The organism is Kitasatospora sp. NBC_00458 (assembly GCF_036013975.1).
Classification (GTDB): Bacteria; Actinomycetota; Actinomycetes; order Streptomycetales; family Streptomycetaceae; genus Kitasatospora.
On the sequence record NZ_CP107904.1, the window covers coordinates 7,684,691 to 7,697,842 of the forward strand.

At 76.5% G+C, this 13,152-nt stretch carries 8 protein-coding genes; 3 read left to right on the forward strand and 5 right to left on the reverse strand.

What is annotated here, in order from left to right; genetic code table 11:
* Positions 1-327: 327 nt before the first annotated feature.
* The 5 genes from OG550_RS31400 to OG550_RS31420 all read right to left on the reverse strand — a co-directional run bounded on the left by OG550_RS31400 (position 328) and on the right by OG550_RS31420 (position 5,354).
* Complete coding sequence (locus OG550_RS31400; RefSeq protein WP_327683254.1) at positions 328-1,200, reverse strand: biotin-dependent carboxyltransferase family protein; 873 nt, start codon at positions 1,198-1,200, stop codon at positions 328-330.
* Positions 1,197-2,516 carry a 5-oxoprolinase subunit PxpB gene (pxpB, locus tag OG550_RS32845; RefSeq protein ID WP_442906110.1) on the reverse strand — a complete coding sequence of 440 codons (1,320 nt, stop codon included), beginning with the start codon at positions 2,514-2,516 and terminating at the stop codon, positions 1,197-1,199. The genes OG550_RS31400 and pxpB overlap by 4 nt, the downstream gene beginning before the upstream one ends.
* Positions 2,513-3,289 (reverse strand): LamB/YcsF family protein, encoded by a 777-nt coding sequence (locus OG550_RS31410; RefSeq protein WP_327683256.1) that lies wholly within the window; start codon positions 3,287-3,289, stop codon positions 2,513-2,515. Before OG550_RS31410 ends, pxpB begins: the two co-directional genes overlap by 4 nt.
* A gap of 74 nt (positions 3,290-3,363) precedes the next feature.
* Positions 3,364-3,954: a hypothetical protein gene (locus OG550_RS31415; RefSeq protein WP_442906195.1), complete on the reverse strand. Its 591-nt coding sequence runs from the start codon at positions 3,952-3,954 to the stop codon at positions 3,364-3,366.
* Between the two features lie 293 nt (positions 3,955-4,247).
* The gene (locus OG550_RS31420; RefSeq protein WP_327683258.1) at positions 4,248-5,354 is read right to left on the reverse strand and encodes an IPT/TIG domain-containing protein; all 1,107 of its coding nucleotides are present in this window, start codon (positions 5,352-5,354) and stop codon (positions 4,248-4,250) included.
* 381 nt (positions 5,355-5,735) lie between these two features.
* Between OG550_RS31420 and OG550_RS31425 the strand changes: the two genes are divergently transcribed.
* The 3 genes from OG550_RS31425 (at position 5,736) to OG550_RS31435 (ending at position 13,133) form a co-directional block, all read left to right on the forward strand.
* Positions 5,736-7,271 carry a hypothetical protein gene (locus tag OG550_RS31425; protein ID WP_442906196.1) on the forward strand — a complete coding sequence of 512 codons (1,536 nt, stop codon included), beginning with the start codon at positions 5,736-5,738 and terminating at the stop codon, positions 7,269-7,271.
* Positions 7,272-7,485: 214 nt separating this feature from the next.
* A complete protein-coding gene (locus OG550_RS31430) occupies positions 7,486-8,361 on the forward strand; it encodes a hypothetical protein (protein ID WP_327683260.1) in 876 nt (291 codons plus the stop codon).
* 188 nt (positions 8,362-8,549) lie between these two features.
* Complete coding sequence (locus tag OG550_RS31435) at positions 8,550-13,133, forward strand: hypothetical protein (protein ID WP_327683262.1); 4,584 nt, start codon at positions 8,550-8,552, stop codon at positions 13,131-13,133.
* Positions 13,134-13,152 lie beyond the last annotated feature (19 nt).

Genomic DNA, 13,152 nt, shown 5'->3' on the forward strand with positions numbered 1-13,152 from the left:
GGCTGTGCCGGTTTGGGGTTGTGTGTTGTGGGTTGGTTGGGGTGGTGTGCGTAGGAAGTCGGACCGGTCGACTTTTCGGTCGGGTGCTGGGTGGGGTGTGGGTGAATATGCAGACCGGTCTACAGAGAGATGCTCTGTAGACCGGTCTGCATATTTTGGGGCCGAGGGGTTGGTTGGGGCTGGTGGAATTGCGGATGAGGCGGATGGTTCTCCGCGCAGGAAGTCGGACCGGCCGACTTCCTGCGCAGAGAACCAGCGTCGGGTGAGAGGTCGAGGGACCGAGGACGCGCCGCCGTGTGGGTGCTCCGGGCGTGCGGGGCGGGGCCGTCACCGCTTCCGGAACACGGTGAAGCGGATCGGGGTGCCGGGCCGGGCCTGGGCGGCGGCGGCCAGATCGGCATACGGGACGACGCCGATGACCGGGTAGCCCCCGGTGGTCGGATGGTCGGCCAGGAACACCACCGGCCGCCCGTCCGGGGGGATCTGCACGGCGCCGAGCACCATGCCCTCGCTGGCCAGTTCACCGGTGCCCGCCCGGTCGACCGGCGGCCCCTCGGTGCGCAGCGCGATCCGGTTGCCGGCCGTCGCCACCCGGTAGGGATCGCGTGCGAGCCGCGCCAGGGCCTGCGGGGCGAACCAGTCGGCGCGCGGGCCGGGCCGCAGCCGCAGCACCAGGACGGTCGGCGGCGCGGCCTGCGGGACCAGATCGGGTGCGGGCCGGTACGGCGGCGGTGGGCCGACCGGCAGTGTGTCGCCGGAGGCCAGCGGGGCCGGTCCGAGCCCGGACAGCAGGTCGGCCGAACGGCTGCCGAGCACCGGGGGTACGGCGATCCCGCCCGCCACCGCCAGGTAGGCGCGCACGCCGTGCGTCGCCGCGCCGACTTCGAGGACCGCGCCGGCGGGTACGGCGACCGGCGCTCCCCAGGCGGCGGCGCGGCCGTCGACCCGGACCGGCGACGGCGCGCCGGTCACCGCGATGACCAGTGGACGGAGCGCGCGCAGGGCGACGCCGCCGAGCGTGGTCTCCAGGGCCGCCGCGCCGGGCGGGTTGCCGACCAGCCGGTTGGCCGCGCGGAACGCCGGCTCGTCCAGCGCACCGGCCCGGGGGACGCCGAGGTGGGCGACTCCGCGCCGCCCGAGGTCCTGCACGGTGGTCAGCGGTCCGGGCCGGACCACCGCCATCCCGTCGGCCGCGTTCATGCCGCACCCCCGGGGCGTCCGGCGGGGGCGTCAATCGCACCGGCCACACCAGCCACACCGGCCGCACCACCGATGCCACCGGACCGGCCCGTGCCGCCTACGGCATCCGGCCCGTCCGGCCCGCCCCTGCGGCTTGCTGCGCTCCCACCGCCCGCGGCGTTCGGGGGACCGGCTGCGCCTGGCCCCGTCCTGCCACCCGTTCCGCCACCCGTCCTGCCGTCCGCCCGGCCCGCAGTCCCCGGAGCGTCGGCAGTACCCGCATCGCCCGCCGGGTGCGCACCGTCCAGGTGGTCCGCGGCGGCCCGGTCGACGGCGCGGTTCCCGGTACTGGCAGGGTTCGGCCCGTCGGCACTTCCCGCAGCGTCCGTGGCGTTCGCACTGCCCGGGCGGCACGCTGAATCCGCCTCGCCCGCGCGGGCGAGGCGTTCCGTGCCGCTCTGACTGCCCGTGTCGCTCGCCGGGTCCGTGTCGCGGGTGTCGTCCGGACGGGTGCCCGTCCGACCGGCCACCCGTGCGGCGTCCGCCGTCCCGGGGCCTCCGGCGTCGGCGTCCGGACGGCGGGGACCGCTCCGCAGCGGGGTGAACCGGACCCGGACGCCGGGGGCGAGCAGGGCGGCCGGTTCGCGGGCCGCGTCCCAGAGCGGCAGCGCGGTGTGCCCGAGGAGCTGCCAGCCGCCGGGGGAGGAGCGCGGGTAGACCCCGGTGTAGGGGCCGGCCAGCGCGACCGAGCCCGCCGGTACGGAGCTGCGCGGGGTGGCGCGGCGCGGCACCGCGTACCGGGGCGGCAGTCCGGTGAGGTACCCGAAGCCGGGGGCGAAGCCGCAGAACGCGACCACGTACTCGGGTTCGCAGTGGATCCGGACGGCGGCCTCGGGGGAGACGCCCCACAGGGCGGCGACCTCGGCGAGGTCCTGGCCGTCGTACACGGTGGGTACCTCCACCAGTGGGCCGGGCACGGTGTCGGCCGTCGTCGGGCGGGCGGAGTGCAGCAGGGCGGTCAGGGCGGGAACGTCGGTGACGCCGTCCAGCAGGACGGTCCGCGCGGCGGGGACGATCTCCTCGACCTCGGGCAGTTCGCCGGCCGCCTGGCGTTCGCGCAGCCAGCCGTACAGGGCGGTGGCCGCGGCCTGGTCCGCGAGCTCGGCGAGCACGGCGCGGTCGCCCACCGGGAGGAGCGCGACGCCCTCGCCGCCGCCCCCGCCATCCCCGCCGCCGGTCCCGGTCGGGCCCGCGTCCCCGCCGCCGGTCCCGCCCCCGGGGCGGCCCGTTCCGCCCCCGCCCCCGCCCCCGCCCGCCGCCGGTGCGGCCGGGGTCATGCGAAGGCCTCCACCCGGACGCCCGCCGAGGCGAGCGCGCCGCGGATGCGCCAGGCCAGCTGGGCCGCACCGGGGGTGTCGCCGTGGACGCAGAGCGAGCGCGCCTCGACGGTGATCGGCTCGCCGCCGACCGCGACCACCGAGCCGTCCCGGGCGATGCCGACGGCGCGGGTGATCACGGTCTCCGGGTCGTGCACCACGGCGTCCGGTTCACGGCGGGGGACGAGCGTGCCGGCCCAGGTGTAGGCCCGGTCGGCGAACGCCTCGGCGACGACCGGCAGGCCGACGCCGTCGGCCACCGCCAGCAGCCGGGAGCCCGGCAGGCCGAGGACGGGGAGCGGCCCGTCGCAGACCGCCCCGGCCCGCAGGATGCCGGCGACCACGGCCTCCGCCTGCTCGGAGTCGGCCACCACCCGGTTGTAGAGGGCGCCGTGCGGCTTGACGTAGGAGACCCGGGAGCCGGCCGCGCGCGCGAAGACCTGGAGGGCGCCGATCTGGTAGGCGATCTCGTCCGCCAGTTCCTCGGGCGGGACGTCCATCGCGCGGCGGCCGAAGCCGGCGAGGTCGCGGTAGGAGACCTGGGCGCCGATCCGGACTCCGCGTTCGGCGGCCAGGGAGCAGACCCGGCGCATGGTGGACGGGTCGCCGGCGTGGAAGCCGCAGGCGACGTTGGCGCTGGTGACGACGGAGAGCAGCGCCTCGTCGTCGGTCAGCGTCCAGCGTCCGAACCCCTCACCGAGGTCCGCATTGAGATCGATCACCGCATCGGCCACGCCCGTCCGCCTCCCAGCAGCTGTTGAGCCAGATGGTAGGGCCTGCGGGTGAGGGCGGAGTGCCGCTCGTCCGGTCAGCCTGCGGCCGGGGCCGGGTGGTTCCCGGCCCGCTCGACGAGCGGCCGCAGCGCGCGCAGCACGATCAGCAGCGGCACCACGCCCACGATCCCGAACGACATGTCGACAAGCCGCCAGTACGGCGGGATGCCCCGGAGTGGGCCGCAGATCAGGGCCAGGGGGATGATCCCGGCGCAGGCCAGGACCGCCCACCGGATCACCCAGACGTTGCGCACCGGGTCCTTGATCGGGCCCCAGAACGCCGCCGCGATCACCAGGTGGGCGAAGGCGAGCCAGTCGGTGCCGTAGGCGAGGAAGGGGTAGCGGGCGTTGGTCTCGGCGATGCCGTCCCGTACCCGTTCGGTCCACTCCAGCAGGGCGGGGAAGCGGTCGGTCACCGGGGCGCCGGGGCCGGCCGCGAGGTCGGCGAGCCAGCGGGTCTCGGCCTCCAGGGGGAACGCGGTCAGGCCGCTGAGGACCAGGCAGACCACGAAGATCCACAGCCATCTCCGGACCTGTCGCAGGGCTGCCCGTTCGGCCGCGGTCGTCCCGCTGTCGGCCGTGCCACTGCCGGTCGTCCTGCTGTCGGCCGTGCCGCTGCCGGTCATGCCGCTCATGCCGCTCATGGCGCTCATGTCGCTCATGGCGCAAACCCCCGTGCCGAGGTGGCGGGCGGGGCTGTTCCCACCTGCACGGGAGTGACTCTAGACCTGGAATTGAACGCGTTCAACTCCACCTCGGGCCTGTCCGTGAGCGGTAGGGAGACAGCGCGGCGGGGAGGCGGGGCGGCACGGGGCAGGGCGGCGAGGCGGCAGGAAAGCAGGGTGGGCGCTGCGGCAGGCGGCGGACGTGACGGGGCCCGGCACCGCACCGGTGCCGGGCCCCGTCGGGAGGACCGCTGTCAGGGCGTGTAGGTGAACCGGTCCGCGACGACGGGCGCGCTCGCCCCGCCCGCCGTCGTCACCGTCACGTCGACCACGCCCGAGCCCGCCGGGGCGGTCGCCGAGCAGAGCGCCGGGCCGCAGGAGTACCGGGTGGCCGGCACGCCGCCGAAGCTGACCGTGCCGTTGGCCAGGTTGCTGCCCTGGACGTAGATCTGGGTACCGCCGGCGGCCGGGCCGCTGCTGGTGGTCAGACCGCTGACCGCCGGCGCGGGCGGCGCGGGCGGGGCCGCGCCGGTGTAGTCGAAGGTGGCGGCCGCGGTGGCGGCTCCGCCGGGGGTGACGACGGTGACCGGCACGCTGCCCGAGCCGCCGGGGGCGGTCACGGTGCAGCCCGTGCCGGTGCAGCTGCCGGCCGCGACCGCGCCGCCGAACAGCACGAAGCCGTTGTCCAGGTTGGTGCCGGTCAGCGTCACGGCGGTGCCGCCGGTGCCCGGGCCGGTCGTGGTGCCGACGCCGGTCACCGCGGGGGCGGCCTGGGTGGCCGGGGCCTGCGGGCCGCTGCCGAGCAGGTAGGTCGAGACGTTGTCCGACGGGTCGGCGTCGTTCCGGTTCGCGGCCGTCACCTTGATCGTCCCGGACGGCCGGGTGCCGTGGGAGACGACGTTGAGCTTCATGAACTCGCTGCGCCCCGGCGCGCGGTTCCCGGTGAAGTAGGCGTCGAGCCGGCGGCCGTCGGGCGAGACCTGCTGGGTGAAGGTGTAGTCCTGGAAGGAGGTGATGATCGCGCCGTCGGTGGTCAGGCCGGACGGCAGTTCGACGGTGAGGTGGGTGACCCCGGTGAGGTCGGCGGTGCCCGAGGACTTCCAGGTCACCGAGATGTTGGTGTTGTCGATCGGGAAGATCGGGTAGTTCCCGCTCTGCGACACGGTCACGTTCTGGCCGGTGACCGCCGCCTTGGCGGCCGGTCCGGCCTTGGTTCCGGCGGCGGATCCGGCCTTGGTGCCGACCTTGGTTCCGGCGGCGGTTCCGGTGGTGGTCGCGGCGCTGGAGACGGCGGCGCCGACGGTCAGGGTGGCCACGGCGAGGGAGGCGGCGAGGCCGGCTCGTACCAGTCTGGTGATCATATGAAGAATCATGGCGGGGGTGATTCGCCCACGGGGCCGTTTCTCGAAAGCGGGTTCTATTTGCCCGCGTTCGGTCGCGTTCCGTTGTCCTCCGCGTTCCCTGCCCGACCCGCTCGGGCCCCGCCGCTGCCGAGCCCCGGCCCGCCATGCTCCCGCCGCGTTCCCGCCGTCTCCCCGCCCCGCCCGTGCCCCGTGTCCCCGCCGCGCTCCCGCCGTGTCCCCGCCCCGCCCGTGCCCCGTCTCCCCGCCTCGCCCGCGCCCCGGGCTGCCGCCCCGCCACGCCCCCCGGGCCCACCGTCCCGCCCTCCGCACCCTGGTGCCCGTAAGGTCCGTTTCGGTCGATGTCGGCGCCTACCTCTAGTCTTGTCCACCGTGACCGCCATCGCTGACCAGCCCACCGAGCTCGGCTCCCGGCCGCCCGCCGGGCCCGCCGTCGCCGCCGCGCGGCCCGCGCCCGGCCCCGCCGCCGACGAGGGCCTGGCCCGCCGGCTCAAGGCGCTGGCCTGCACCGCGCCGCTGCACGACCTGGACAGCCGCAAGGTCATGCTGGCCGGCGAGTACGGCGGCTACGCGATGGCCGAGGTCGGGCTCGCCGCGATCGACCTGGTCACCCTCAACATGGACTTCGACACCGGCGCCGACCGCGAGATAGTGCTGGCCCGGCTGCTGCCCAGGGTCGCCGCCCAGGCGCCCGCCCGGTCCGCCGCCGAGCACCAGCGGGTCGGCCGCTGGGTGCTGGAGTCGCTGATCAACGTCGGCAGCGTGGACCGCGGCTTCCGCGCCGTCTACGGCACCTTCGACGCCGAGGGCGCGTACGTCCGCCGCGACTACGACTTCAAGCTGATCGAGGAGGTCCCGGGCCCCGACGGCGGCGTCTACCTGCGGACCACCGACGAGGCGGTCAACGTCCTGGTCGGCGCGCTCGACACCGACGTCACGTCGGCCCAGATCGCCGCCGAGGTCAAGCTGGAGGTGCTGATCCGGCGCGGCCGCCTGGCCGACGCCCAGCTCGCCGCCGAGCAGGCCCGCTACCGGACCGTCCAGTACGCCGAGACGCTGCGCCGCGCCCTGGACGCCACCCGGCGCAACGTCCGTGCCGTCGACTGGATGCAGGCCGTTCCGGACCTCATCGACGAGGCCCTCGACCACATCGCCGACCGCTACCGGCACGAGAACGCGATTCTCACCAACATCCGCAAGGCCCGCGACGAGGCGGAGGACCAGGAGCACAAGCGCCGCGCCGCCGAGCTGGTCGACATCGTCAAGGACTGCATCCGCCGCCACACCCAGCTGCAGACCAGGCTGCTGGAGGCGGGCCCGCTGTTCCGTGCCGAGCAGGACCGGCAGGCCTTCGCCACCCCCGGCGCCCGCAGCGGCGTCGACCTCTACGGCCAGCTGCTCGCCCCCGTCCTGCGGCTGCCGATAGAGCAGGCCGTCCGGCCCACCGGTGCGTTCTTCGCCCGCGGCGTCGGCCTGCGCACGCCCGTCTCGGTCCGGCTCTCCGACCTGGTCGACCTGCTGCTGACCCCGCCGGTCGAGCGCGAGCACCTGGGCGTCGAGCTGCCCGACCCCGACCTCGTCGCCACTCCCGACGACAGCCGCTTCTCCGAGGCCCAGCTGGAGGCCGCGCTGGTGCTGCTCGACCTGCCGGCCGACGCACCCCGCCGGCTCTCCGGTCTGCTCGCCGACGCCCGCGAGCAGGATCCGGAGCTCCCGTACCTGGTGGCCCTGCTCGCCGTGCACGCGGCCAGCCCGCCGGTCGGCACCGCCTACCGGCAGGGCGAGGAGCGGCTGCTCTTCGCGGTCGACGACGGGACGGTGCTGCGCGACCCGGAGTTCGGCGGCGCCGACCTCATCGTCGGCAGCGCCCTGCTCGACGCGGTCGGCATGGCGGCCGACCGCAAGGACGCCGGCTGACCCGCATGCCGACCAGTCACAGGACCCGTCACAGGACGACCGACCACCGGCCCACCCCACCGGACAGTCACCCGGCCGACCAGGCGAACCCGGCGAACACGGCTATCCCGGCGAACCCGGCCGACCAGGTCAGCCCGGCCGACCCGGCCGACCGACCCGCCGCCCACCGGACCACCCCCCGAACCCCCAGCAACGCCCCCGAGGAGCACCGCCCGTGACGACCCACCACGACACGTCCTGGGCGCCCGAGGCCGAGCCCGCCGCGCCCGCGCCGATCACCCCGGCCGACGTCGCCGACGCCGCCCGGCTGGTCTCCTTCGGCCTCCAGGCCAAGCTGCTCCCGGCCCGCGACGCCGAGTACGCCGAACTGGTCCGCCGCCACCGCGAGGACCCGCCGTTCGCCCGGCTCGCCGACGCCGTCGCCACCGGCATGGGCCTGGTCGTCCTGGAGGTGTCGCCGCGCGCCGGCATGGCCGTCGCCGCCGCCGAGGAGTCGGTCTTCGCCGTCCGGATGGGCGACTACTCGCGCCGCGCCGCCTCCGAGTCCACCGACCGCTTCCTGCACGGCCTGGCCCACCTCGCCGTCGCCGCGATGGCGTTCCCCCGGCCCGAGGACCTCGCCGACGACGGCTACCTCGGCCGGATCACCGTCAACGGCGTCGACTCCTTCGTCCGCCAGGCCTGCCGCCGCCTGGAGGAGCAGGCCACCTCGGACGGCGCCAACACCGACCCGCACAGCGACGCCCCCGGCCTGGAGGCCGCCTGGCGGGTCTGGGCCCGGCGCACCGCCACCGGCGCCACGAAGGACGCCCGCCGGCTCTCCGGCTCCACCATCGGCATCGTCGCCAAGGCGGTGCTGTTCCTGGTCGACTCCGGCTTCCTGCAGAAGGTCTCGGACGACTCCGGCGGCACCTACCGCACCACCGCCCGCTACCAGCTCCAGGTGCGTGACCTGGCCGGCAGCGCCGCCATGGCCGAACTGCTCGACCTCGGCGTCGTCCCGGTCTCCGACGGCACCGCCACCCTGCTGCCCCCGGACACCGGGGACGAACTGGTCGCCGACGCCGGCCTCCCGTTCCACTCCCTCTGACCCCCGGCCCCCAGGCCCCGCCCCGCACCCCCAGCCCTCAGGCCCTCAGGCCCGGCCCCCCAGCCTCCTGAGCGCCGGACGAATCCGCCCCGCCGCCCCCTCCGACCCCGCACCACCCCCTCCGACCCCGCACCACCCACCGTCCGAGCCGGCTCCCCGCCCACCCGCCTCCTGGAGAACTGCCGCACATGTACGAGCTCAACCGGGTCCGCCTCTACTCGATCGGACCGGCCGGCGCCCGCTACGCCGACACGGTGCTCGACCTGCGCGGCGTGGGCGAGCCCGTCGCCGACCCGGCCCCGCAGCAGATCGGCCTGTTCGGCGAGGAGGCCGACGGCCCGGTGCGCCGCCCGGCGCCCGCCGGCGTGCTCTTCCTGGAGAACGGCGGCGGCAAGTCCGTCCTGCTCAAGCTGATCTTCTCGGTGATGCTCCCCGGCCACCGCAACACCCTCGGCGGGGCCAGCTCCGGCGTGCTCCGGAAGTTCCTGCTCGCCGACGACTGCGGCCACGTCGCCCTGGAGTGGCAGCACACCGTCACCGGCGAGCTGATCGTGGTCGGCAAGGTCAGCGAGTGGCGCGGCCGCCAGGTCTCCTCCGACCCGCGCAAGTTCGCCGAGACCTGGTACTCCTTCCGCCCCGGCCCCGGCCTCACCCTGGACTCCCTCCCGGTCTCCGAGCGGATCAGCCTGGCCGGCGACCAGAAGGCCCGCGGCCGCCGCCGCACCATGAAGGGGTTCCGGGACGCCCTCACCGAGGCCGGCAAGGCCCATCCGCACCTGGACCTGGTCTTCGAGGACGGCCACGACCGCTGGACGGAACACCTCGGCGAGCTCGGCCTCGACCCCGAACTCTTCCGCTACCAGCGCGAGATGAACGCGGACGAGGGCGAGGCGGCCGGTCTCTTCGCGGTCAAGCAGGACAAGGACTTCACCGACCTGCTGCTGCGCGCCGTCACCGACACCCGGGACACCGACGGCCTCGCCGACCTGGTCCACGGCTTCGCCGCCAAGCTCGGCCTGCGCTCCGAACTCACCGCCGAACGCGACTTCACGGCCGGCTCGCTGGAACTGCTGGAGCGCATCGCCGAGTCCACCACCGCCCGCGAGACCGTCCGCGAGGCCCACCGCAGCGCCGAACGCCGCGCCCGCCGGCTCGCCCAGGCCCTCGGCTCCCGGGCCGCCGCCGAACGCGACCGCGCCCAGGACCTCGCCGTCGAGGTCGCCGCCGCCGCGGGCGCCGTCACCGCCGCCGAGACCGACCGCACCCGGCACACCCTGATCGCCGCCGAACTCACCCACCGGCACGCCACCCTCGCCCTGGCCGCGGCCACCGCCGAGGCCGCCGCCCTGCGCCGCGAACTCACCGACGCCCGCACCCTGCACTCCGCCTGGCAGGCCGCCGAGGCGGTGCTCCGCCAGCGCGCCGCCGCCGACCGGGTGGCCAGGGTCGCCGCCGCCATCCGCGAGGCCGAGCTGGACGCCGCCCCCGCGCTGGCCGCCCGCGCCCGCGCCGCCGGCGCCCTGGCCCGCGCCCTGGAGAGCGCCGCCGCGGCCGTCGAGGAGCGCGCCGACACCGAGGAGCAGCGCGCCGCCGAACTCCAGGCGGACGGCGCCAAGTCGCAGACCGACGCGACCGAGGCCGCCACCGCCGCGCAGAAGGCCCGCAGCGAGGCCGACCACCTGCGCCAGCGCCTCGCCGAGGTCGAGCAGGAGACCGAGGCCGCCGTCGAGGCCGGCTGGATCGACCCCGACACCGCGGAGCCGGACCCGGCCCGCGCCGCGCTGCACGCCGCCGACGTCGAGAAGACCGCCAGCGCCGCCCTCGCCCGGGCCCGCGCCGCCGCCGAGTCGGCCGCCGCCCGGCTGCGCGAGTCCGCCACCGCCACCGGCCGCGCCGAACTCGCCGACGCCCGCGCCACCGACGCCCGCAAGGCCGCCGCCCGGGCGCTCGCCACCGAGCAGCGCACCGCGGCCCTGCTCGCCACCGAGCCCAGGCTCGCCGACCTGCTCTCGCTCACCCCCGCCCCCACCGACTGGCACGAGGACGGCTCGGGCGTCGACGAGGACGCCGGCTTCCTCACCCCCGCGGTGCTCGACCGCAACGCCGAGTACCTGCGCGAACTCCTCGACGAGGCCATCGCCACCGCCGAACGCACCCTGTTCGACCTGCGCACCGCCGCCGCCGACGACTCCCGCATCCTCGCCGCGCTCGGTGACGGCGGCCTGCTGCCGCCCGGCCCGGACGTCCTCGCGACCGTCGAGTACCTGGCCGAGCACGGCATCCCCGCGCTGCCCGGCTGGCGCTACCTCGCGCAGTCCGTCGACCCGGTCGACCACGAGGCGATCCTCGCCGCCCGCCCCGAGCTCGTCGACGGCGTCGTCATCACCGACGCCGACTCCCTCGACCGGGCCCGCGAGGCCCTCCAGGCCGCCGCGCTGCTGCCCCGCTCCACCGTGGCCGTCGGCGCCGCCGCCTCGCTGATCGCCCCGATCACCGACGAGCCGGCCTTCTTCCTGGTGCCGCCGAACCCGGCTATGCACGACGAGTCCGCCGCCGACGACGAGCGCCGCGAGCTGCGCGCCCGCGCCACCGCCCGCGAGGAGCACATCCGCGAACTCGCCGCCCGGCTCGGCGGCGACCGCGCGCTCGCCGCCCGGCTCGCCTCCTGGCATGCCAGCTGCCCGCCCGGCACCCTCAGCGAGCTCACCGAGGCCGCCGCCGCCGCCCGCGAGCACGCCGAGCAGGCCGCCGCCGCCCTGGCCACCCTGCGCGCGGACCACGACGAGGCCGAGACCGACCACGCCGCCGCCGCCTCCGCCCACGAGGAGCACCGCGAGGCCGCCCAGCACGCCCGCCGCCGCGCCGACGCCCTCTCCGGCCTCGCCTTCCGGCTGCGCGAGCGCGCCAACTGGAGCCGCCGCCAGCGCGAGCTCGCCGAGGACGCCGCCGAGTGCGACCGCCGCCAGGCCGTCTGCGCCGAACGCGCCCGCACCTGCGACGAGGACCGCCGCGCGGCCCAGCGCGCCGCCGACGACGCCCGGCGCACCGCCCGCACCCTGCGGGCCGAACGCGCCGAGATCCCCGCCGCCGAACAGGACGACGAGCCCGCCGGGACGGCCCCCGCCGCGCTGCCCGCGCTCCGCGAGGCCTACCGCTCCGCCTCCCAGCTGTACGAGAAGGTCGGCGTCGGCGCCGACCTGCGCGCCGAGCAGGCCCGCGCCGAGGGCGACGAGGCCGCCGCCGCGACCGAGCTCGACCGCCTGACCAACAAGGTCCGCACCCGCGCCGAGGAGCTGCTGGGCAGCCCCGACGGCGCCGACGGCCCGGCCCGCCAGGCCGCGGCGGCCCGCGCCGAGGAACTGGTCGCCACCATCGAGGCCCGCTCCGCGGGCGCCAGCGAGCAGCTCGGCCGGCTCCGGGGCGAGGCCGAACGCTCCGCCCCGGCCGACGGCGAGGCGCACACCGAGCTCCCCGAGGAGCTCGTCCCCACCGACCCCGAGCACGCCCAGACCCTGCTGCGCACCGCCACCAGCCGGCTCGCCGAACGCCGCGAGGCCCTGGACGCCGCCCGCACCGCGCACGCCGACCTCCAGCGCACCTTCGACGCCGCCCAGACCGCGGCCGCCGACTTCGACGAGCACGCCGGGCAGCTCCGTGACGGCCTGCGCGAGCACCAGGACGACGCGGACCAGCCGGCCGAGCCGTACCTCGGCCCGCTCGCCGACGCCCGCGCCGCCGCCGCGGAGGCCCGCCGGGTGCTCCGCACCGCCGCCGGCGAGCTCTCCGCCGCCGAGCTCTCGGTCCGCGACGCCTCCGACGCCCTGGTCCGGCACGCCAACGCCGCCCGCTACGAGGCCGTCCGCACCCCGGCCCGCCAGCAGATCCGCGAACTGCCCGCCGCCGCACTGCCCGACCACGCCGCCGCCTGGGCCGTCGCCTTCGCCCCCCGGCTGCGCGTGCTCACCGACGAGCTCGCCCAGCTGGAGCGCAACCGCGGCTCGATCGTCGACCGCCTGCGCGGCCTGGTCGAGTCCTCGCTCACCACCCTGCGCGCCGCCCAGCGGCTCTCCCGGCTGCCCGAGGGCCTGGGGGAGTGGTCGGGCCAGGAGTTCCTGCGGATCCGCTTCGAGGACCCGGACCACGCCACCCTCGTCGAGCGGCTCGGCGAGGTCATCGACGAGGCCACCCGGGCGGCCGTCCGGAAGAACAGCGACCTGCGCCGCGACGGCATGTCCCTGCTGCTGCGCGGCGTCGCGGCCGCGATCGGCCCGCGCGGCGTCTCGGTCGAGATCCTCAAGCCCGACGCGGTGCTGCGCGCCGAGCGGGTCGGGGTCGGCCAGATGTCGGACGTCTTCTCCGGCGGCCAGCTGCTCACCGCGGCGATCGCGCTGTACTGCACGATGGCCGCGCTGCGCGCCAACGACCGCGGCCAGTCCCAGCTGCGGCACGCGGGCACGCTGTTCCTGGACAACCCGATCGGCCGGGCCAACGCCACCTACCTGCTGGAGCTCCAGCGCGCGGTGGCCGACGCCCTCGGCGTCCAGCTGATCTACACCACCGGGCTCTTCGACACGACGGCGCTCGCCGAGTTCCCGCTGGTCATCCGGCTGCGCAACGACGCCGACCTGAGGGCGGGGCTGAAGTACATCTCGGTGGAGGAGCACCTGCGTCCCGGCCTGCCGGCTCCGCAGGACCCGGACGGCCCGGCCGTCCACGGGGAGATCACCGCCACCCGGATGTTCAAGCGGCCGGCGGAGGTTCCCGCCCCGTAGCGGTCGAACGTACGGTGGG

Coding starts and splice junctions, on each gene's coding strand:
- OG550_RS31400 (WP_327683254.1), bottom strand. CDS start 1,200: ATGAACGCGGCCGACGGGATGGCGGTGGTCCGGCCCGGACCGCTGACC.
- pxpB (WP_442906110.1), bottom strand. CDS start 2,516: ATGACCCCGGCCGCACCGGCGGCGGGCGGGGGCGGGGGCGGGGGCGGA.
- OG550_RS31415 (WP_442906195.1), bottom strand. CDS start 3,954: ATGACCGGCAGCGGCACGGCCGACAGCAGGACGACCGGCAGTGGCACG.
- OG550_RS31420 (WP_327683258.1), bottom strand. CDS start 5,354: ATGATCACCAGACTGGTACGAGCCGGCCTCGCCGCCTCCCTCGCCGTG.
- OG550_RS31435 (WP_327683262.1), top strand. CDS start 8,550: ATGTACGAGCTCAACCGGGTCCGCCTCTACTCGATCGGACCGGCCGGC.